The organism is Pseudonocardia acidicola, from assembly GCF_012911935.1.
Classification (GTDB): Bacteria; Actinomycetota; Actinomycetes; order Mycobacteriales; family Pseudonocardiaceae; genus Pseudonocardia; species Pseudonocardia acidicola.
Map to the genome: position 1 here is coordinate 26,534 of NZ_JAAXLA010000011.1, position 20,847 is coordinate 47,380.

The 20,847-nt window shown below is 70.5% G+C and carries 18 protein-coding genes and 1 pseudogene; 11 read left to right on the forward strand and 8 right to left on the reverse strand.

Annotated elements, in window-relative coordinates:
• Nucleotides 1–62: 62 nt before the first annotated feature.
• Entirely contained in the window at nucleotides 63–3,551 is a 3,489-nt protein-coding gene (locus HF526_RS08300; RefSeq protein ID WP_338051367.1) for an indolepyruvate ferredoxin oxidoreductase family protein, read from the reverse strand.
• Nucleotides 3,552–3,747: 196 nt separating this feature from the next.
• Between HF526_RS08300 and HF526_RS08305 the strand changes: the two genes are divergently transcribed.
• Nucleotides 3,748–4,188 carry an Lrp/AsnC family transcriptional regulator gene (locus HF526_RS08305; protein ID WP_169380766.1) on the forward strand — a complete coding sequence of 147 codons (441 nt, stop codon included), beginning with the start codon at nucleotides 3,748–3,750 and terminating at the stop codon, nucleotides 4,186–4,188.
• 9 nt (nucleotides 4,189–4,197) lie between these two features.
• On the opposite strand, the gene HF526_RS35195 is transcribed toward HF526_RS08305, so the two are convergent.
• From HF526_RS35195 to HF526_RS08335, 7 genes and pseudogenes are all read right to left on the reverse strand, one after another.
• Entirely contained in the window at nucleotides 4,198–4,455 is a 258-nt protein-coding gene (locus HF526_RS35195) for a hypothetical protein (protein WP_239028444.1), read from the reverse strand.
• A 145-nt stretch (nucleotides 4,456–4,600) separates the two neighbouring features.
• Nucleotides 4,601–5,263, reverse strand: a pseudogene (locus tag HF526_RS37330) (CRISPR-associated endonuclease Cas3''); the annotation flags it as partial.
• Nucleotides 5,264–5,514: 251 nt separating this feature from the next.
• A complete protein-coding gene (locus tag HF526_RS08315) occupies nucleotides 5,515–5,694 on the reverse strand; it encodes a DNA ligase-like domain-containing protein (RefSeq protein ID WP_169380767.1) in 180 nt (59 codons plus the stop codon).
• A 36-nt stretch (nucleotides 5,695–5,730) separates the two neighbouring features.
• Complete coding sequence (locus HF526_RS08320; protein ID WP_169380768.1) at nucleotides 5,731–6,540, reverse strand: hypothetical protein; 810 nt, start codon at nucleotides 6,538–6,540, stop codon at nucleotides 5,731–5,733.
• Nucleotides 6,537–8,270, reverse strand: a complete 1,734-nt coding sequence (locus HF526_RS36840; RefSeq protein ID WP_169380769.1) for a TraM recognition domain-containing protein — start codon at nucleotides 8,268–8,270, stop codon at nucleotides 6,537–6,539. Before HF526_RS36840 ends, HF526_RS08320 begins: the two co-directional genes overlap by 4 nt.
• Nucleotides 8,267–9,394, reverse strand: a complete 1,128-nt coding sequence (locus HF526_RS08330) for a hypothetical protein (protein ID WP_169380770.1) — start codon at nucleotides 9,392–9,394, stop codon at nucleotides 8,267–8,269. Before HF526_RS08330 ends, HF526_RS36840 begins: the two co-directional genes overlap by 4 nt.
• 186 nt (nucleotides 9,395–9,580) lie before the next feature.
• A complete protein-coding gene (locus tag HF526_RS08335) occupies nucleotides 9,581–9,889 on the reverse strand; it encodes a hypothetical protein (protein ID WP_169380771.1) in 309 nt (102 codons plus the stop codon).
• 506 nt (nucleotides 9,890–10,395) lie between these two features.
• Between HF526_RS08335 and HF526_RS08340 the strand changes: the two genes are divergently transcribed.
• The 10 genes from HF526_RS08340 to HF526_RS08390 all read left to right on the forward strand — a co-directional run bounded on the left by HF526_RS08340 (nucleotide 10,396) and on the right by HF526_RS08390 (nucleotide 20,808).
• Nucleotides 10,396–11,157 (forward strand): DUF6879 family protein, encoded by a 762-nt coding sequence (locus tag HF526_RS08340; protein ID WP_169380772.1) that lies wholly within the window; start codon nucleotides 10,396–10,398, stop codon nucleotides 11,155–11,157.
• A gap of 11 nt (nucleotides 11,158–11,168) precedes the next feature.
• On the forward strand, nucleotides 11,169–12,014 hold the full coding sequence (locus tag HF526_RS08345) for a Scr1 family TA system antitoxin-like transcriptional regulator (protein ID WP_169380773.1): 846 nt from the start codon (nucleotides 11,169–11,171) through the stop codon (nucleotides 12,012–12,014).
• Nucleotides 12,015–12,339: 325 nt separating this feature from the next.
• On the forward strand, nucleotides 12,340–12,834 hold the full coding sequence (locus HF526_RS37335; protein ID WP_211176945.1) for a TetR family transcriptional regulator: 495 nt from the start codon (nucleotides 12,340–12,342) through the stop codon (nucleotides 12,832–12,834).
• A 325-nt stretch (nucleotides 12,835–13,159) separates the two neighbouring features.
• Entirely contained in the window at nucleotides 13,160–14,224 is a 1,065-nt protein-coding gene (locus HF526_RS08360; protein WP_169380774.1) for an ABC transporter substrate-binding protein, read from the forward strand.
• 68 nt (nucleotides 14,225–14,292) lie between these two features.
• Nucleotides 14,293–15,237 carry an ABC transporter permease gene (locus HF526_RS08365; protein WP_169380775.1) on the forward strand — a complete coding sequence of 315 codons (945 nt, stop codon included), beginning with the start codon at nucleotides 14,293–14,295 and terminating at the stop codon, nucleotides 15,235–15,237.
• Nucleotides 15,234–16,070 (forward strand): ABC transporter ATP-binding protein, encoded by an 837-nt coding sequence (locus tag HF526_RS08370; RefSeq protein WP_169380776.1) that lies wholly within the window; start codon nucleotides 15,234–15,236, stop codon nucleotides 16,068–16,070. Before HF526_RS08365 ends, HF526_RS08370 begins: the two co-directional genes overlap by 4 nt.
• Before the next feature lie 49 nt (nucleotides 16,071–16,119).
• Nucleotides 16,120–17,220 carry a cupin domain-containing protein gene (locus HF526_RS08375; protein ID WP_211176946.1) on the forward strand — a complete coding sequence of 367 codons (1,101 nt, stop codon included), beginning with the start codon at nucleotides 16,120–16,122 and terminating at the stop codon, nucleotides 17,218–17,220.
• Between the two features lies 1 nt (nucleotide 17,221).
• On the forward strand, nucleotides 17,222–18,781 hold the full coding sequence (locus HF526_RS08380; RefSeq protein WP_169380777.1) for an ethanolamine ammonia-lyase reactivating factor EutA: 1,560 nt from the start codon (nucleotides 17,222–17,224) through the stop codon (nucleotides 18,779–18,781).
• A 36-nt stretch (nucleotides 18,782–18,817) separates the two neighbouring features.
• Nucleotides 18,818–19,795: an EamA family transporter gene (locus HF526_RS08385; protein WP_169380778.1), complete on the forward strand. Its 978-nt coding sequence runs from the start codon at nucleotides 18,818–18,820 to the stop codon at nucleotides 19,793–19,795.
• 20 nt (nucleotides 19,796–19,815) lie between these two features.
• Nucleotides 19,816–20,808: a substrate-binding domain-containing protein gene (locus tag HF526_RS08390; protein ID WP_211176947.1), complete on the forward strand. Its 993-nt coding sequence runs from the start codon at nucleotides 19,816–19,818 to the stop codon at nucleotides 20,806–20,808.
• Nucleotides 20,809–20,847: the final 39 nt, after the last annotated feature.

Consider the following 20,847-nt stretch of genomic DNA (forward strand, 5'->3'; position numbering starts at 1 on the left):
ACCGGTCGAGGCCGTGATCGAACCAGTCTCCGGTCGAACCCGACGGCCGCGAGGAGGCGCTCTCAGGTGCGCGCGACCCCGCGGTCCCGGTCTGCCAGCTCCGCCAGCGCGGCCGCCGCGCGGACCCGGAACCGCTCCACGCCGGCGAGCTTGACGTCCTCGTAGCCGCGGACGAGGTCGGGCAGCTCGGCGATCGCCGTCACCGCGTCGACGGTGTCGGCCCGGAGGTGGGTGAGCGCCGCCTGGACCAGGCCCTGGTACTCGGCGATGAGCGTCCGCTCGATCCGGCGGACCCGGGCGTAGCCGAAGACGTCGAGCCGGGTGCCGCGGACCGCCCGCGCGGCGCGCAGGACCCGGAACGTCAGCTCGGCGGAGCGGTGCAGCCGCAGCTTGCGCTTCATGCCCAGGGCCCGCAGCACCGGCGGGTGCAGCAACACCGAGACGGTGGCGTCCGGGCCGTACTCGTCGTGCAAGCGTGCCTGTTCCACGGTGTCGAGGTGCAGCCGGGCGACCTCGTACTCGTCTTTGTAGGCCATGAGCTTGTGCAGGCCGCGGGCGTAGGCGATGGCGATCCGGTCGCCGTCCGCGGCTGCGACCTGTGTCCGTGCCAGCGTGGCCACCCGGCGGATCTCGTCGGCGTAGCGCTGCGCGTAGGCCTCGTCCTGGTAGCCCACCAGATCGGCCACCCGGGTGGCGAGGACCGTGTGCAGCGCGCCGGTCGCGCCGGTCGCCGCGGTGATCGTCCGTGCCGAGGCTCCGATCTCGACGGTCGGCCGGGGCGTCGGGACGGTGGCCGCCGCGACGGCCCCCGGGTCCACGACGGCCGTGCGTCCCCAGCGGAAGGCGGTCAGGTTGAGCTCGACCGCGGCACCGTTCAGCCGGACGGCCTGCTCGATCGCCTCGGCGCTCAGCGGGAGACATCCGTGCTGGTAGGCCGCACCCACTAGCACCATGTTGGCCGGCATGTGATCGCCGAACACCGCCTCGGCGATGCCCTGGGAGTCGAGGTACAGGTTGGCCGCGGCCGCGGTGGCCCGTTCGATGCGCTCGATCGCCTCGTCCGGTGAGCCCGGCAGTGGGACGCGGTGGGTCACCATCGCGGCGGTCGGCACCACGGCGGTGTTGACGACGGCGATCGTGCGACCGGGCACGGCGACGTCGAGATTGGACTCGGCGGCGGCGCCGAGCAGGTCGAACCCGAGCAGGACGTCGACGGTCCCGGTGGAGGCGCGCAGGGCGCCGGCCACGGGCTGCTTGGAGATCCGTACGTCGCTGATGACCGGTCCGCCCTTCTGTGCCAGGCCGGTCTGGTCCAGGCCCGCGGCGTGCAGGCCGTCGAGGTGTGCGGCCATCTGCAGGATCTGCGACGTCGTGACCACACCGGTGCCTCCGATCCCGGGCATCCGCAGCAGGGTGTCGTCGCCCGTGAGCTGCGTCGTCGGCGCCGGCAACTCCACGGCCGGTAGCTCGATCTCGCGGTGCCGGCGCGGTCCGGGCTCGACGAGCAGGAACGACGGGCAGTCGCCCTTCAGACAGGTGAGATCGGAGTTGCAGGACGCCTGGTGGATGCGGGTCTTGCGGCCGAACTCGGTGTCCACGGGCTGCACCGACAGACACGTCGACTTGTCCCCGCAGTCCCCGCAGCCCTCGCAGACCCGTTCGTTGATCACGACCCGCTCGGCCGGGGTGGGTAGCACGCCCCGCTTGCGCAGCCGGCGCTCCTCCGCGGCGCAGCGGTCGTCGTGGATCAGCACCGTGACCCCGTCCACGGTGGATAGTTCGTGCTCGGCCTCGGCGAAGTCGTCCCGGTGCCGGACGGTCGCGACGGCGTGCAGCGTCTGCCCGCGGTAGTCGTCGGGCTCGGCCGTCGTGATGATCACGCGTCGGACGCCCTCGGCCGCGAGCCAGCGGGTCAGCGTCGGGATGTCGAGGCGGCCTTCGGCCCGCTGGCCGCCCGTCATCGCCACCGCGTCGTTGTAGAGCAGCTTGTAGGTGATGGTGACTTCGGCGGCGACCGCGGCCCGGACGGCCAGCGACCCGGAGTGGTGGAACGTGCCGTCGCCGAGGTTCTGCACGAAGTGCCGGTCGGCGGTGAACGGCGCCAACCCGAACCACTGCGCGCCCTCTCCGCCCATCTGCGTGATCCCGATCCGGCGGCCCCGGCCGGCACCGTCGAGGGCGACCATCGCATGGCAGCCGATGCCGGCGCCGACCAGCGTGTCGTCCGAGGTCCGGGTCGAGGTGTTGTGCGGGCACCCCGAGCAGAAGTACGGCGTCCGGGACGCCACCATCGGCAGGTCGATGCGGGAGCGCCGCTGCGGGCTCACCGCCTGAAGGTGGAGTGCCGCCCGGCGTGGCAGCCGGTCGGCCCCGATGCGCGCACCCAGGGCCCGCGCGACCTCCTCGGCGCTCAGCGTCCCGCGCGCCGTGAGCAGCGGACGGCCGCGCTCGTCGCGGCGCCCCACGACGACCGGGGCGCCGTCCCGGCGGTACAGCGCCTCCTTGAGCTGCCCCTCCAGGAACGGCGTCTTGTCCTCCACGACCAGGACCTGCTCGAGGTCCCCGGTCATCGCCGCCAGCTCGTCGTGGTCGGCCGGGAACGGCATCGCGAGGCGGATCAGGCGCAGACCGAGATCCTCCATGACTGCCTCGTCGATGCCCAGGTCCTCCAGCGCCCGCAACACGACGGCGTAGGAGGTGCCGGCGGCGATCACGCCGAACCGCGCGGTGCGGGCCCCGAAGGCGACCGTGTTCAACCCGGCGGAGCGGGCGTAGGCGCGGGCGAGGTCGAGACGGCGGGTGAGCATGTCGTGCTCGGCGTCCAGTGACGCCGCGCCGAGGAGCGTGGGCGGCGCGCCCCGGTCCACCCGCTCCGGCACCGGGACACCGTGCCGTAGCGCTCCGACGTCGATGGTCGCGGACGCGTCGGCGATGTCGGCGACGATCTTCAGTCCGGTCCACAGACCGGTCGCTCGGGAGAGCGCGACGGCGTGCAGTCCGAACTCGACGATCTCGGCGACAGAACCGGGGGCGAGCAGCGGCATCGAGAGGCTCTGGCACATCGGCTCGCACGAGCTGGGGATCGTGGAGGACTTGCTGCCCGGGTCGTCGCCGATCCACGCGACGAGCCCGCCGAGCGCGGCCGTGCCCGCCACGTTCGCGTGCCGGATCGCGTCGGCGGCGCGGTCGAGCCCGGGGTTCTTGCCGTACCAGAATCCCGTGACGCCGTCGTGGCGGCGGCCGGGGACCTGGCCCAGCAGCTGCGTCCCGGCGACCGCGGTCGCCGCGAGCTCCTCGTTCAGCCCGGCCTGGAACACGACACCGGCCGGGCCCAGGAAGCGGGCCGCGCGTCCCATCTCCGTGTCGACGCCACCCAGGGGCGAGCCCTGGTAACCACTGACGAAGACCCGGGTGTCGAGACCCCGCGACTCGTCGAGCCGGCGCTGTTCGAGGGTCAACCGCACCAGCGCCTGCACGCCGGAGATGAGGACGCTGCCGCGGTCGGCGGTGTACTTGTCGTCCAGGGACACGGTGGTGAGGGGGGTGCCCACGAGGTGCTCCTTCGGGTCGTGCACGTTCCGGGGGGTGTGCGACAGCACACCGCCGCGCTTTCCGAGCACGCAAGTACCTATCGGGAGTTCGGCCGCAAGAGGCAATTCTCGATTGATTTCAGTCCGCAACAGCGATATTTCTTGCGTGGTTGGGCCCTGCCGAGCCTCGGTCAGGGCGGCGACAGGAGGCCCCGGCATGTCCGTCGACGTCGATGCGATCGACCACTCCCTGCTGCGACTGCTGAGGCAGGACGGCCGGCGTACCTACTCGGAGATGGCCGAGAAGGTCGGCCTGTCCGTCGCCGCGGTCAAGCGCCGCGTCGACCGACTCCGCGAGATCGGGGTGATCACCGGGTTCACCGTCGAGATCGACCACGCCAAGCTCGGCTGGGGCATCGAGGCGTTCACCGAACTGCGCTACCTGGGTACCACCGGGGTCGAGGAGATCGTCCGGTCCGCGTCGATGCTGCCGGAGGTGCAGGCGGTGTTCACCGTGGCCGGCGAGTCCGACGCGCTCATCTGGCTGCGGGTGCGCGACATGGCCCACCTCAAGCAGGGCATCGACCATCTGAGGCGCACCGGGAACGTCACCGGCACGAAGACGATGATGATCCTCGGGTCCTGGATCCGGGACTGACCAGCCGCATCAGGCCCGCTCGGCGGCGCCCGCGGGCACCGCCGCGCCGAAGTCGACGTCGCGGGTCTCCGGCCCCATCGCCGCCCCGACCGTGATGAGGACCGAACCGATCACCAAGAGCGGCAGGACCGTGTACTGCGCGGGCATGAACGACGACAGGCCGGACTGGTAGAAGGCGTAGAACGACGGGATCACGACGGCGAGGCTGTAGCCGAGGCCGAACCCGGTGGCCCGGATCCCGGTCTGGAAGCGCTCGTTGATGTACACCGTGCGAGCCCGGCCGGGGCGACCAGCGCCGCGGATGGTCGAGCTCCTTCCACCCGGCCGCTACCCGGGCAGCGGTCCGGCCCGGATCGGGCCGGCGCGCGGGTCCATGCGCGGTGTGCAGCGGATCCAGGGGGAACAGCTCGTCATTCGAGGCGATCCAGTCCGCCATGATCACCACGGCGGTGAGCAGCACCTGCGACGGCCGCCCGAACGTGGCGTCGGCGAACCGCTTCACGGCGGCTGGGCCACCGACCAGGTCCGTGGCCCAGCGCAGCACCGCCACACGGGCCTGCTCCCACTCGCCCTCACCCTCCAGGTCGGGCCGCTCACGCACCAGCACGATGTCGCTCAGCATCGACGGGATGCCGTGGTGGGCGCCGACGACGCAGGCGAGCTGAGCGGCCGCTCCACGGAAGACGAAACCCAGCTCGTCGGCCAGCCACCGCCGCACAGCGTCTTGGCCGACGAACTCGTGTCGAGCCCTCGACCGCTGCGGGTCGTCCTTGAGTCCGGGCGGTGCCGCCAGCACACGGTCCCGCATCCTGTCGGCCAGGTAGTCGTTCTGCACCGCGAACGCCGGACTCGCCTTGCCGACGTCGTGCACAGCAGCCAGCCAGCTGACCAGCCGGCGGACCTCGGCGACGTCTCCATCGAAGTCGCGGGCGAGCCGGGCGAGCACCTGCGGGGACACCCACCGATCCACCAGCAGACCCGCGACCCCCGCGGTGTCGGCGAGATGCTGGTGCAGCGGCAGCCAGTGCGTCACCGCCGTGGTGTCGAGCGGATCCCGCCCTGTCTTGGCCCACACGGACAGCCAGGCCTCCGCCTCGGACAAGGCGCTCCTCCGTCAACGAACACGAGTCGTGATCATGTCTCGGCTGTCGCGCCCGTTGTTACGTTCCGCAGCTCAGACGGCTGCGCTACGTGACCTGCGTCAAGGCGCCATAGGTCATCCAGGACGGACGCCGGAAGCCGGCGCTGGTAGATCAGCGCGCAGACCAAAGTTGGACGTTGCACGAACACGATCCCCGGCCAGCGCGGCCCGGTCGTCCACCGGCTTTACGTCCGGAATCGCGGCATCGGCGTGAGCACCAGACCCGGCGGGAGCCACTGCTGGAGAAGCCGTTCGAGCGCGTCGCGCCACTGCTGATACGACTCGTCGCGGAGGTCGACGCCGTCGTGGCCGAGCAGGTCGAACGCCACATAGGCCGGCGCCTTGACGAGCAGGCCCCGGACCAAACGGTCCGGGGCCTGCCAATGGGGTCGGGCTGGTTGTTACGACGGTGGGGACGTTCCCTCCGCATGTGGTGTTGCGGTGGCCGTGCGCTGGTCGCGTTCCCGGCGCCACGCCAGGTCGGTGTGGACGGCCTGTTGGTAGAAGGCCCACCAGTGGCGCGGTTCGGCGAGTTGCTGGTCGGGCAGCGGCTCCCGTTCGCCAGGCTCCCACGGCTGCGTGGGTGGGGGCGGGGCCGGGCGTCGTTGCCGGGATTCCTCTTCGGTGAGCAGGTGTTCCCCAGGCCGGCACAGCCGGGGAGAGATGACCGCGCGGACGCGGGCCATCGCCGCGGGCCGCCAGCGGGCGTGCCAGTCCGCGGCGAGGTAGGGCTCGGCGGCGGGCAGGTTGGCGTGTACGTAGGTGAGCCGGAGCCAGGACAGCTCGACGACCGCGGGGCGGTGCAGCGCCCAGCAGTCCGGGAGTTGTTCGCGGGTGACCTCGTACCAGGGCATGAGGACCTCGGCGATCCAGCCGCCGAGCAGGTCCCACTGCTCGGCGGCCTGCTCGGCGGTGAGAGCGGGCCAGTTGACCGGCGGGGTGCGCTCGGCGTCGAGCCGGCCCAGGACCCGGCGCAGCTGGGTCTGCTGGTCGGTGAGGTCCTGGCGCATCTCGGCCAGGACCGGGGCGAGTTCCTCGGCGACGCTGGAGGCCAACTCGGTGTGCAGCCGGTGGACCCGCTCGACCCGGTCCCGCAGGTGGCGCACCTCGGCCAGCACCGTGGCCTCGGCGCCGGGCGCCGGGTTGTAGGGGCCGCCGTCGGGGGCGGTCCGCGGCCGCTCGGGCGGGTCGGAGGGTGTGGAGGTGCTCATCGGGGCGACACGGTCTCCTTCACCGGGTCGGGCACCGGCGCCGAACGCTGCACCGGTGCGGGCGGACCGGGAACAGTCTCCGCGCTCACCCCCGGCTGGGCGCCGTGGTGGGCGGTGAGGGCCGGGTCGTGTCGGCGGGCGCGGCGCAGCTCGGCGCGGGAGCGGCGGTAGCCGGGCTGGAAGCGGACGACGGCGGGGTGCGGGCCCAGCCCGAGGACGTAGGCGTGCCAGCGGGGTAGCCCGTAGATGGTGTGCCCGGTGATCACCTGCTCGCGCACCACGGAGGTGCTGCGGGAGCGGGTGCGGCGCCCGTCGGCGGCGTCGCTGTGGCTTTCGCTGGTCTGGGTGACCTCGCGGTGCCCGCCCAGGTAGGCCAGCGCTTCGAGGTCTTCCTTGATCGCCACCCCGGGCAGGACAACCCGGGTGGGCAGGTTGGAGAAGATGGTCTGGGCGCGGGTGCGGCCCCACCGGGACTCGAGCTGGGACAGGTCCTGGGCGACCGCGCACACGGTGATGCCCCAGCCGCGGGAGTCCGCGGCCCAGGTGTCGAGCGGGACGGGGGTGATGTTGGCGATCTCGTCGAGGAACAGCCCGAACGGCGGGTCCAGCCGGCCCCGGGGTGCGCGGGCGGCGCGGCGCTTGGCGGCGGTGAACACCGCCTCGGTGAGTGCGGTCAGCAGCGGGGCGATGCGCCGGTCATCCTCTCCGGCGATCACGTAGAGGGTTCCGGAGGAGGCCAGGAACGCGTCGAGGTCGAGCTGGTTGTCCACTCGGGGCCGGCACGCGGCCGCGACCAGCGGGTTGTCCATGAACGACACCGCCGGGACCATTGCGGCAAAGTAGCCCGAGCGGGTGTTGGGCGCGGCGGAGAGGTTGGACTGCAGCGTGCCTACCCACCCTGGGGGGACTCGCGGTGCGTGCTGCTGCAGGATCGTGATCGGAGCGCGGTCGTCGGGGTGGAGCGCCCAGGCCATCACCGCGGCCATGTCCGCTCGGTGCAGGGCGGCGGCGAGCAGGTAGCAGCGGATGATCTCCGCGGCCTTGCCGGCCCAGAAGTCGGCGTTCTCCGCGCCGGCCACCCCTCCCCCACCACGGACCAGGGCCCGCGCCCGGGCATCGGCGATGGCGGGATCGACACACGCGGCGACCGGATCCCAGCAGAACGTGGAGGCGAGCCCGCCGAGCCCGGTCGGGTTGAACACGTGCACCGGACCCCGCTGGGCGCGCAACTGCGCCGTCAGGTCGGCCAGCTCCGTCTTGGTGGAGGTGACGTAGGCGGGCCCGGGGGCATCCAGGATCGGGCCGACCAACCAGGAGGTCTTACCCGAGCCCTGCGGGCCGAGCACCAGGATCCCGCGCGACCAGGGCGAATACACCGCCCGCCCGCGGACCCCGACCGGGCCGGACACCAGCGTGCCCACCCGCGCGCCGTACGTGGTCAGCGACCGCCGCCGGGCGGGCATGCCGGGGTGGGTCACCCCGGCGTGGGCGCGCATCGCCCGTGCCCCGGCGTGCTGGCGCAGCTCCCGGCGCATCAACCAGCCGGCGGCGCCGAGGCGGCGGCGCAACCGGTGTGCCGGGTGCAACCGCCGCCACGCGCAGATTCCGGCCCCGGCCATCAACACTGTCACCAGCACAGACAGCGGGATGAAGTAGATCGCCAGACCCGCCACCGCGGTGGCGACAGCAACGGTGGTCCGGGTGCTGGTCCGGGTCGGCGAGGTGGTCACTGGGACTCCCCCATCACGGCGGTGCCGCCGTCGTCACCGGGGCGGAGCATCTTCAGCGCGTCATGGGTGGCCTGGGCCTTGCGCTTCTCGCAGTTGAAGTACCGGGCGATGGCAGAGACGCTGGGCAGGCCGGTATCGGCCCAGGGCTCCAGCTCACCGCCGGCGATCGCCTTGCGGGTCTTGACCACCATCGACAGCGTGTTCACGGTGTCGACGCTCATCCGGCTGCCGCCGGCGTCGGCGACGTCGACGTGGGCCTCGGCGAGGATCCCTGCCAGGAAGGACGCCGCAAGGGGCTGGAGCACGACCGCGACCAGGATGAGCACCGGCGGGGCCAGGTGCGCGAGCAGCGTCGTGGCGTCGCGCCAGATGCCCAGTCCCGGCAGCACCGGGGCGGTGTTGATCAACATCGTCGCGAGGAGCAGCCCGACCTCGAGCGCGTACACCTTGCCGCGGTGGGTCTTCGCGGGGAACGTGCGGCCCCACTGCGCGGCGCGCGCGTGCAGCGTCATGATCACCAGCAGCGGCAGCGAGAACAGCGGCTCGACGACATAGGCCAGCGGTGAGCCATCCGGGCCGACCAGGGCGTCGTGCACCCCGGCCGAGGTCCACACGATCCCGGCGAGGGCGAGCCCGAGCAGCGCGAGGGTGGAGAACACGTGGGTGCGCTGCAGCGACGCCGGCCGCGAGGTCGGGTCCAGCAGCCGGGTTCGGCGGGCCAGCGCGCGACGCTGCCACAACTGATCGGACAGCTCGTAGCGGGCCAGACGCTGCTCGGCGCGGCGTTCGCGCCCTGCCGACCTCACCGTCGCCGTGGCTGCGGAGACCTGCTGGCGGCGGCTCATTGCGCGCAGGCGCTTCGCCGCCCAGCGCTCGCGGGCCACCTCGCCGGCGGACAAGACGTCCAACCAGGCGTCGTCACGCTGGAGCACGGCCTTGCCGCGGGCCAGCGCGAGCTGCTGGCGCATCGCGGTGAGCTTCTCCTCCACCGCGGGATCGATGGCCTCGATCTCCTCAGAACCCACCGTGGTGAGGGCGGGGGCAACGGGGTGGCCGTTGGCGCGGTGCTCGGGTCCGGTGCTCTCCAGCCACCGCTGCAGGGGTCCGGTGCTCAGCTCCGTCATTGGGTCGTCTCCTCGGAGCCCCGGGGCAGCGGAAGGGGGGCGTCGGTGATGACGAGCCAGGTCCAGCCCCCGCAGCGGGGGCACCCGGTGCTGCTGGGGTCGCTCCAGGCGGCCGGGCTCGGCGTCCAGAGGTGCTGACAGGCCGTGCAGGACAGCAGTACGCGGGGCGGGTCGGGCCGAGTGAGGTCAGGTCCATGACGGCGCACCTCGCCGGGGCGAGCCGTGCACGGCGTTTGAGCAGGTGCGCAGCCAGCCCGAGACCGCACGCCGCACCGAGCGGGAGTGCTGCTCGGAGGCGGCGAGGCCCGGAGCCGGAGACAGCGCGGCCGTGCAGGCCACGCAGGGCCGGCCGGGAGCGGCGGTCATCGACGTCGGCGCAACCCACGCCCCACACACCGCCCGGTAGCGGCCCGTGGTCGAACCTGCGAGGAGATCTTCTTCGACGATCTCGTGGGCCAGCCCATCGAGCTGCGAGGTAATCGAGGTGGTCTGCATGCGGGGACGGCGGCCCGAGCGGCCGCGGGCGCGGGCGCTCACCGCTGCCCCGCCGGAACAGCGGCGGTGTCGCCGAGAGCGGCTTGCGCGCGCAGCTCGGAGGTCCGGTCCCAGCGGGGGTCCCGGTAGGTCCGGCTGCCACGAGGGCCGGCGGTCACCGTCCAGCCCCGGGCCAGGGCGTCAGCGTCTTGGGCGGCGAGACGATCGCGGAGACGCTGTACTGGACGGCGCAGCGCACGAGGGAGAATGGACACGGATCGTTCCTCCTGGTGATGACGGGTTGTGCGATCCACTGGCCCCGGCAGGTGTTCGCAGCACCTGCCGGGGCCTTCCTCTGGTCCCGAGGGGGGGACGTCGCCTCGGCACCGGTCGTCTCGTCGTACCGAGAGGGGAACCCAGGCGACCAACGAGACGATCTGAGATTGCACACCGAGCATGCAATCTGTCAAGCGGGGTTGCACAGTCAACGTGCGACCCGGGAGACTCGCCCGCACCGGGACATCCGGGTGCGGGAGGGGAGCCCCATGAGGATCAGCAGGCTGTTGGCCGACGACTGCCCGAACAACTTCGACTGCCCGCGCATCTACGACACCGCGGATGGGGAGAACGTGATCGTCCAGGGATCGACCGTCACCGATCCGGAGGCGCTAGAGCGCCTCCGGATGCCCGAGCACGAGTCCGCTGTCGAGGTGCCCCGCAGGCTGATCCAGGGAGTCCGGCCGATCCTCACCATCGACGAGTTCGGCGAGTGGGTCGGCCGCCACCACGCCACCGACCTGTTCCGCCTGGAGACGCTTAGCACGTACGCCTCCGCCTCCGACGATCAAGACTTCCAGCGGTATCTGCGGGGGGAGGACGCACCGACCGCGGCCGCGAAGGAGCCGTGGCTCAAGCGCCTCCGAGCAGACACAGACGCCGGCCGGCGGTGGCGGAAGGTCCACCTCGTGCGGGGTGAACTCTCCGATTACGAGCGCTACGAGTTCGAGTGGGGCTTCACCTACACCGTGGAGGCAGGGGAGGACGTCCGGATCCTCGACCTCGCCCACGACGATCGTCTGGCCAAGCTCGGCGAGCTCGGCGACTTTTTCGTTCTCGACGGCGAGTACGTCGCCCGCAGCCGCTACGGCGACGAGGGGCGCCACCAAGGCTTCGAAATCCTGACCGAGCCGGCGGCGCACATCGTGGCTGCCGAATTCATCTGGGACGCTGCCGAGCCGTTCACGTCCTGGTGGGAGCGTCACCGGCAATACCACCGCCACGCTGCGTAGAAAGGGGGCCAGTGGGCACCGAACCGCCCGGCCGAGACGAGCTGTCCCGGTCACTCCGACGTCTACTCGAGGCCTCCGGGCTGACCGGCAAGGACGTCGCGGCCACGACCGGGTTCTCCAGGGCGAAGGTGTCTCGGCTTCTCCAGGGAAAGCTCGTTCCGACAGAGGCGGATGCCGATGCGCTGCTGCGGGCGCTGGATGCGTCGGCGGAGGAGCGCCGGCGCCTCGTCGACCTGGCTGCAGAGCTGCACGAGCAGCGGACCTCACGGGTGGTCGTCCTCCGCGGCGGCATGGCGACCTACCAGCGCCGCTACGGGGAGATCGAGCGGGAGTCCAAGCACATTCGGACGTTCTGCCCGCAGATGGTGCCCGGCCTCGTTCAGAGCCCCGACTACGCTCGGGTCATCTTCCAGTCCAGTGGCCGGCCGCCCGAGGAGGTCGAAGCGGGTATCGCTGCTCGGCTCGAGCGGCAGAAGCTGCTGAACGAGCTGGGAGACCGCCAGTTCACCCTGATCGTCACCGAGGGCGCGGTCCGCTGGAACCTACTGGGCCCCGAGGGCATGGCCGAACAGCTCGACCAACTGGCGGACCGGGCCCGCTGCCCCGGCCCCGTCAGAATCGGGATCATCCCCTGGCACGTCCAGGCCGACTTCGTGACCACGACATCGTTCGACCTGCACGACGAGCGCGCCGTCATCACAGCCACCGATGTGGGGACGAGCATCCTCACCGCGCCGCGGGACGTGGTCGAGTACATCACCCGGTTCGATCGGATCGAAACTCTGGCGTTCTTCGGAGACGCTGCTGGAGATGTCCTTGCGGGTATCGCCGACGACTTCCGCCGGCTGTTGCACTAACTTCGGGCGTTCACCGACGTTGATCTTGTGACGACACGCGGGCCCTGGATGCGCGAAGGGTGACATGTGGCGGGACCCCCTCGGCACGGGAGCATCGGTCCGGCGAGCTCGAAGCGTCCACCCTCGACCTCATCGAGTGGGCGGCGACGCTGGGACCGACGGCGCAGGCCGAGTGCGAGCACGCGCTCGCCGACGCCGGCCAGGCCTACCTGCGCTTGTTCGAGCGCTGTGACGTCGGGCTCAGCCCGACGCTCGCCCGTCCCCCTGGCCGCCGGGTCACGCCGTCGGCTACACCCCCGTCCACAACGCCGCGGGCTGCCCCGCGATGTCGGTCCCGCTGGGCCGTCACGACGGGCTGCCGGTCGGCATCCACTTCGCCGTCCGGCCCGGCGCGGACAGGCTCCTGCTGGCGCTGGCCTACGAGCTCGAGGCGGCCGCCCCGTGGGTCGGCGTCCGGCGGTCACGCCCGACACGGCCTGGCTGGCCCGGGCGGCTTGAATGGCCCAGGTCCTCAAGGAGGCCGTCCGCGCGCATCCGGGACGCCGCGCTGCGGTGCTTCGCCGAGCAGGGCTACGCCGGAACGTCGACGGCCGAGATCATCCGCGGGCACTGGGGTATCGAGAACCGGCTGCACTGGATCCGCGATGTCGTCCTCGCCGAGGACCACCCCCAGATTCGCACCGGCGCCGGCCCCGCGGTGATGGCCACCCTGCGCAACCTCGCCGTCAGCCTGCACCGCCTGCACGGCGCCACCAACATCGCCCGGGCGTGGCGGGACGTCGCCCGCCATCCGCACCGGGTTCTCGACCCACTCACATAACGGCCAGATCAACTTCGCCGAGGCCCTGGGTGCCCCCGCCCGTCGGGCCTTCCAGGGGATGTGTGGGCCGAAGTCTGCGGAGCGGACGCAGTGGGCCGGCGTTGACAGGTCGGGCGGCCGGTCGCGCCAGTCACAGGAGCCACTGGTCGACACCCCAGCACCTTGAGCGCGCCGCCGCAACGGGATCCGGTCGCCGACGAGTTCACGACCCGGGTAGACGCGGTTCAGTTGCTCACTGCTGACGATACTCTGGAGATTGAACATTATCCTTGCCGATAGTCAAGGTACGTGATAGACATCCAGCGGTCCAGACAAAGGAGTCAGGATGTCAAACCTCGTCGTTTGCGCTACCGGGCGGCTCCGCCGCACAACCGCAGTGATCACTGGTTTGCTCATCGCCACCGCCACCCTCGTAGGTTGCGGAAGTGGCGGAAGCGCGAATTCGAGCGGCCGCCTGACGATGAACGTCGGCGTGCAGTCGCTCGTGCTCCAGACCTATTACCCACAGTTGGCGAAGGCCCTTGGCTACTTCGACGACGAGAAACTCGACGTCAACATCACGGTCGGAGAAAGCACCGCGAACTCCGTGCAGGGGCTGCTCGGCGGCTCGATCGACGCCTACCTGGGCGGGCCGGAGGGCCTCACGGCGACCGAGCAGGGCGCCGACCTCAAGTTCGTCGCCGCCGCCGCCAACAGATCGATCTGGAACGTGGTCGCCTCCCCAGGCGTGACCTCCTTCCAGAACCTCGCAGGTAAGGACATCGGAGTGTCCGCCCTGCAGTCCATCAGCACCGTCACGATGCGCCAGGCGCTGAAGGCCAACGGCGTCGACGTGAACCGCCTGAACTACATCGTCACGGGAGGTACCGCCAAACGTTTCGCCGCCTTGCAGGCCAACCGTGTTGCCGCCGTACCACTCGGACTGCCGATCAACTATCAAGCGGCGGATAGCGGCGGGTTTGTCGACCTGGGGAATACCAACGACATCGGAGCTCCGCCGTTGGTGGCTGCTGTGGTCACGGTGAAGCAGTCCTGGGCGCAGTCGCACAAGGAGGAGCTGCGCCGGTTCCTGCGCGCTTATCAGCGAGTCATCAACGCTCTGTATGACCCGGCGATGACCCAGCGTCTCGTCGACCTCACGTCGAAGGGGCTGCAGGTGGAACCCAGGTACATGGAGCGCGCCATCAAGGAACTCTTCCTCGAAGGCCCGTCGGTGGGCCAGTCGATGCCGAAGGATGCCCATATCGACGCCGCCGCCCTGCAGACTTCGGCCGACGCGTTCCTCGAGTTCGGCGGTCTCAAGCAGAAGATGGACCCGTCAGGCCTGATCGACATGTCCTACCTCGAGGACGCCCAGCGCAGCCTGGCCACGAATCCGCCCGCTCAGTGATCCAGCCGCCATTCGAGCAGGAATACCCGGTCGATTCTCCTCAGAGCCGACGGAAAGGATGACAGCAGATGGACAGCGGGGATCCGACGGCCGGCTCGGTGGCTGAGCATCAACGCACGAACCATCACGGCCCAGAGTCGGCCACCCGGCCGGTGCCGGTGTCGCCGTCCGCGTTCGGGAGCAGGCAGCTACCGGAACGGACCGGCATTGCCGCGCTGCTGGGCGGCAGCAACCGGCCCAGCCGGCTCGGACAGATTTCCCTGCGCCGAGGTCTGGTCTCGGTCGTGGTCGTGTTCGCGCTGTGGGAAGCGGCAGTCCGGGTCTTCCGGCCCAGCACCGTGATCATCGTGGCGCCGAGCGCCATCGCCCAGTCGTTCTGGCAGCTCACCCTGAGTGGGGAGCTGCTGCGGCACTTCTGGGTCAGCATGTACCAGTTCATGCTCGGTTATCTCGTCGCTGTCGCGATCGCGATCCCGCTCGGACTGTTCATGGGGGCCAGCCGGCGGGCCCACGACTACGGCGACCCGTGGCTGACCGCGCTGTATGCGACGCCCAGCGTGGCGCTGGCCCCACTGTTCGTCGTTTGGCTCGGCTTCGGCGATGCCGCGCACGTCTCGATCATCGCGCTGGTCGCCTTCTTCCCGGTCATCATCAACACCATCGACGGCGTGCATGCGGTCGAGCGGGACCTGCGTGAGGTGGGAATCGCGTTCCGGGCCAACCGACGCGAGGTCTTCGGCCGCATCGACCTGCCGGGGTCACTTCCCTATATCTTCACCGGGCTGCGGCTCGCGCTAGCCCGTGCTCTGGTCGGCATCGTCGTGGCCGACCTCTTCGGCGCCCAGGCCGGCCTGGGCTACCTCATCCTGACCTCGTCGCAGTTGTTCCAGACCGGAGCAGTGTTCGTCGGGGTCTTCGTCCTGGCGGCGCTCGGGGTCGTGCTCACGTGGGCGCTGCGGGCGCTGCAACGGAAGTTGACGCCCTGGCAGCTCGACGTGAAGGGAAAGCTATGACGACCTCGGACGGCCCCCCCAGGATCGACGGCGTCGGTGGTGTGCGGGTGCGCGCCCTGACCAAGCGGTTCACCAGCCCACGGGGCGAGCCGCTGCACGTGCTGGACGACGTCTCGATGGACGTGCGCCCGGGCGAGTTCGTCTCCATCGTCGGCCCGTCCGGCTGTGGGAAGACGACCCTGCTGCGGATCATCCAGGGCCTCGACGACGCCGGCTCCGGCGAGGTGCTCGTCGACGGGCAGGCGCCCGGCAGCGTCGCGACCGGCTTCGTGTTCCAGCGGGCGTCGTTGTTCCCGTGGCGCACGGTCGAGCGCAACGTGGCCTTCGGGCTCGATCTCAAGGTCCTCCGGTCCACGCAGAACCGGCCGTCGAGCAAGGCCGAGCGCCGTAAGCGGGTGGCCAACCTGCTCGCGCTGACCGACCTGACCGACTTTGCCGACTACTACCCCAGCCAGATCTCGGGGGGTATGCAACAGCGCGTCAACCTGGCCAGGGCGCTGGCCATTCAGCCTTCGGTGCTCCTCATGGACGAGCCGTTCAGCGCGCTGGACGCTCAGACACGGGAGAAGCTGCAGCGCGATCTGCAGCGGGTCGTCGCCGAGACCGGTACCACGACCATCTTCATCACCCATGACATCCGTGAAGCCGTCTTCCAGGCCGATCGCGTCTTCGTGATGGCGGCGCGCCCGGGCCGCTTCGTCAAGGTCTTCGACATTGCGGAGCCACATCCGCGCACTGCGGAGTTCCAGCAGAGCGACCGCCTGGCGGAGACGGCCCGCGAGATCTGGGGCCTGCTGCACTCCAAGCCACCGGCGGTCCCGGTCACGAACTGACCGCACGAGCACACCCATCGATCGGCACTGAACCACAGGGGGTTTCTCCGTGACCATCGAAGCAAGCACAGCGCCGAGGTTCCTCACCGACCCGTACCTGGACTGGACCGCGGGCGAGGGGATCCCCGTGATCGAGGACTTCGGGGTCGACCTGCTGGCGGTCGAGACCGCACCGTGGGCGCGGCTCGGCGCGCACGGTGCGTTCGTGCACCTCAAGGGGCGGGGCGACTTCATCGATGTCGTCGTGGTCGAGATCCCGCCGGGCGGTAGCACCGAGCCGCAGCGCCACCTCTACGAAGAGGTGGTCTACGTGTTGTCCGGCACCGGCAGCACCACCATCGAAAGCGCCGACGGGAGCCGCACCCATAGCTTCGAGTGGGGCCCCAAGAGCCTGTTCGCGCTGCCACTGAACGCCCGTTACCGGCATTTCAACGCGAGTGGCTCTGAACCGGCCCGCTTCGCCTCGACCACCAGCCTGCCGATCATGATGAACCTGGTGCACAGCGAGGACTTCGTCTTCGACCACTCGGGCTCGTTCCCCGAGCGGCTCGGCGACGACCGCTTCTTCACCGGCGAGGGCGAGTTCATCAAGATGCGGCCCGGGCGGCACATGTGGGAAACCAACTTCGTCCCCGACCTCGCGACGTTCGAGCTGCAGCACTGGTCGGCCCGGGGCGCCGGGGGCAGCAACATGATGTTCGTGCTCGCCGACGGCACCATGCACGCGCACATCTCCGAGATGCCCGTCGGCACCTACAAGAAGGGCCACCGGCACGGCGCGGACTTCCACGTCTACGCCGTGACCGGCAACGGGTACTCATTGCTCTGGTACGAGGGTGACGAGGAGTTCCGGCGCGTCGACTGGCGCCACGGCGTCGTCTACGCCCCGCCGGACATGATGTTCCACCAGCACTTCAACACCAGCCCTGAGCCCGCGCGCTACCTGGCGGTCGCCATGGGCGGGCTGCGCTACCCGTTCACCACGGACAAGCGCAAGACGTTCATGGGAATGGACGTCAGCGTCCGCGACGGCGGCCGTCAGATCGAGTACGAGCACCAGGACCCGCGGATCCACCAGCTCTACATCGACGAGCTCGCCCGCCGCGGCTTGACCGCGAGGATGGACGCGGTCCTCGGCTCTGGTGCCTGAGGTGGCCGACCACCATCACCACCCCCCACCCGCGCACGAGGACCTTGCCGCGGTGGAGTCCGAGTTGTGGCGGCTTGAGAACGTCGAGCTGACCACCGTCGGCATCGACATCGGGTCCTCGACCTCGCACCTGATGTTCGCCCGCGTGCACCTGCAGCGGCAGGCGCAGGCGTTGTCCAGCCGGTTCGTGGTCGTCGACCGCGAGGTGCTGTGGCGATCACCGGTCCTGCTCACCCCGTACCTGGCCGACTACACCATCGACGCCGACGTGCTGGACGAGTTCGTCCGACGCTGCTATCGACAGGCCGGCCTGGAGCGCTCCGCAGTGGACAGCGGCGCGGTCGTGCTCACCGGTGAGGCACTGAAGCGACGTAACGCCCGGGCCATCGCCGACCTGTTCGCTGCCGAGTCCGGGAAGTTCGTCTGCGCGTCCGCCGGCCACCACCTTGAAGCCGTGATGGCCGCGCACGGCTCAGGCGCGGTGGCCGCATCGCGGGAGGAGCCGGGGGTGCGGCTCCACGTCGACATCGGGGGTGGGACGAGCAAGTTGGCGGTGCTGGCCGGCGGCGACGTCCTGGGGACCGCAGCCGTGGCGGTGGGCGGGCGACTCGTGGCCCTGGATGGCCGCCGCGTCGTGCGCGTCGAGGGACCGGCGATGCAGATGGCCCAGGCCGCCGGTGTCCCGCTTCGACTCGGCGACCAACTGTCCCGGACCGACGAAGCCCGGCTGGTCGAGGCGTTCGTCGAGGTGCTCCTCGGCTGCATCCACGGCAACACGCCTCCGAGCGGATACCCGGCGAACCTGCTGCTGGTCGATGACCGGCCACTCCACCCACGCCCCACCTCCATCAGCTTCTCCGGCGGCGTGGCCGAGTACCTCGACGAGGAGGGATCCGTCCCAGGGTTCGGTGACTTGGCCAGGCCGCTGGCCGAGGCGATCCGCCGCGCACTGGGCGATGGCCGGCTCGACCTGACCCGGCGGGTGGTACGGCACCGGATCCGGGCAACCGTCATCGGAGCCTCCCAGTTCTCGGTGCAGGTCAGCGGCAACACCTCCGGGCTCTCCGGCCCGACGGTGCTGCCCCTGCGCAACCTCCCGGTGCTCTACCCCCGCCTCGACCTGTCGGGGGCGGTGTCGGCAGACGAGACGGCGGCGGCGATAGCAGCGGCCGCCCGGCGCTTCGACGTCACTGGGGCCGAGGATCCCGTCGCGGTCGCGTTCCGCTGGCAAGGCGACCCCGCCTATCCCCGGTTGCGCGCGCTTGCGGAGGGCATCGTGGCAGGCCTCAGGCCGCACCTGAACAGCGGCCATCCACTGGTGGTGCTGCTCGACCGGGACGTCGCACAATCGCTGGGCCACCTGCTGACTCGTGAACTCGGCATCCAATCGCCGCTGGTCTGTCTGGACGGGTTGACGCTGCAGGAGTTCGACTACGTCGACATCGGCGACCCGATCCAACCCGCCAACGTCGTGCCACTGGTGATCAAGTCCCTCCTGTTCGCGGGACCCACCTCACCGCGGTCCGACACCGGGCTGCTGAGCGAAGGGGTCGCGTCGTGAGAGGCCTACAGCATGGTCCGATGACCGGCCGCCGCCGTGGGTGAGGCACTCGCGCTGCTGGCACTGGCGCTGTTCAGCAGCAACGTCCTGCTGGTCAAGATCGCCTCCCCCCGGTTGGGCCAGGACATCGGCTTCCTGATCGGGCTGGCCAGCAACGTTGTGTTCTCCGGGCTGCTGTTCCTGGGTGAACGCCGGCTGAGCGCGCAGCCCTTCCACATCGAGTGGCGGCCGTTCGTCATGTTCGTCATCGGCGGGCTCTTCACCGCCTATCTCGGCCGCCGGTTGTTCTTCCGGACAGTGCAGACGATCGGGCCGTCGCGGGCCAGCGCACTGCAGATCACCAATCCGGTGGTCGCGGGGATCATCAGTTGGCTATTCCTCGGGGAGGTCCTCGGGCCGTCGGCGATCCTGTTCGTGGCGCTGGTGGTCGGTGGGCTCTACCTCACCTCGCAGGTCCCGGCCCGGGCTGCAGTGACCGTGGCGCCGGGCACCGGCGACGTGCCGACCGGGACGGCGCCCGCCCAGCCGTCGGACAGCCGGCCAGCCGAAGCGCCGCCAGCCAGCCGAAGCGGGACGCTGCCCCGCCGTGAGCTCATGCTCGGTCTGGTCGGCGCAGGCTCCTACGCCGTTGGAAACGTCATCCGCAGCAGTGCGGTCCGCGACTGGAACGAGGCCGTCTTCGGCGGCTTCCTGGGCGCGATCGCGGCGACCCTAGCCTATCTGCTGCTGCACACCCGGATGCGCACGCTGATCCAGCGGATCCGCGAGGCCGACCGAGTCGGAGTGGCTCTGTGGGGACTATCCGGGGTGCTGACGATCTCGGCGCAGATCTCCCTCATCGCCTCGACCCGGCACATCCCGGTGGCCGTCGGTGTGGTCGTCGCGGCGGCGATCCCGGTGCTCGTGATCCCGGCCAGCCTCGCCCTCTTCCGCAACAGCGAGGCCATCACCGTGCGGACTGCAGTGGGCAGTCTGCTCATCCTCGGCGGGGTCGCCGGCCTGATTCTCACATGATTCGCTTAAAGGGGGCGCAGATGCCACAGACCGTTTCACTGACCTATGCGGGAGCCGTGTACGACCGGACACGGGCACTCTACGAGGGGACCATCCAGCCGGAAGGCATCGAGCTGCGCTATCTCAAGACCGGCATCGAGGAACTCTTCTGGCGGCAGGGCCGATACATGGAATACGACACGGCCGAGTTCTCCTTCGGCGCCTACCTCGCCGGCGTCGAAGACCCGGACCGGCCGTTCCACGCCATTCCGGTCTTCCCGTCCCGCGCATTCCGGCACTCCGCGCTCTACGTGCGGGACGACTCGGGCATCTCCGAACCCGAACAGCTCAATGGCCGCGCGGTGGGCACCCCGGAATGGAGCATGACGGCATCGCTGTGGATGCGGGGCATCCTCGGCGAGCACTACGGCGTCGACCTCGAGAGCATCCGCTGGCGCACCGGCGGGCTCGAGGAGCCCGGCCGACAGGAGAAGTCCCGGGTCAAGCCACCCGGCCGGCTCTCCGTCGAGCCGGTCCACGAGCGGACGAGCCTCACCGAGCAACTGCTGGCCGGCGGCGTCGACGCGGTGCTCACCGCCCGCCCACCGCGGGCGTTCCTGGCCGGGGATCCGCGCATCCGCAGGCTGTTCCCCGACGTGCGATCAGCGGAGGAACGGTACTTCCGCGACACCGGCATCGTGCCCATCATGCATACGGTCGTGCTGCGCCGCGAGGTCATCGCGCGCCATCCCTGGGTGGCCAACAACCTCCGCCACGCCTTCGAGCTCGCGCGCCGCCCCGCGGTACCCGAGCTCCGCGACACCGCGGTGTGCTCCACCTCATTGGTGTGGGAGTCGGCTTATGCCGAGCAGGAGGCGGCGCTGCTCGGCGACGCATTCGCGTACGGCCTGGAGGCCAACCAGGCGGCGCTCTCCGCCATCCTGCGCTACGCCGCGGATCAGGGTTTCACCTCGTCGGTGCTGGACGTCTCCGACATCTTCCTCCCGCAGACCTTGACCGACGCGAAGATCTAGGACCGGCGCGGTGGGCCGGAGTCAGCGGCACCCCCGGCC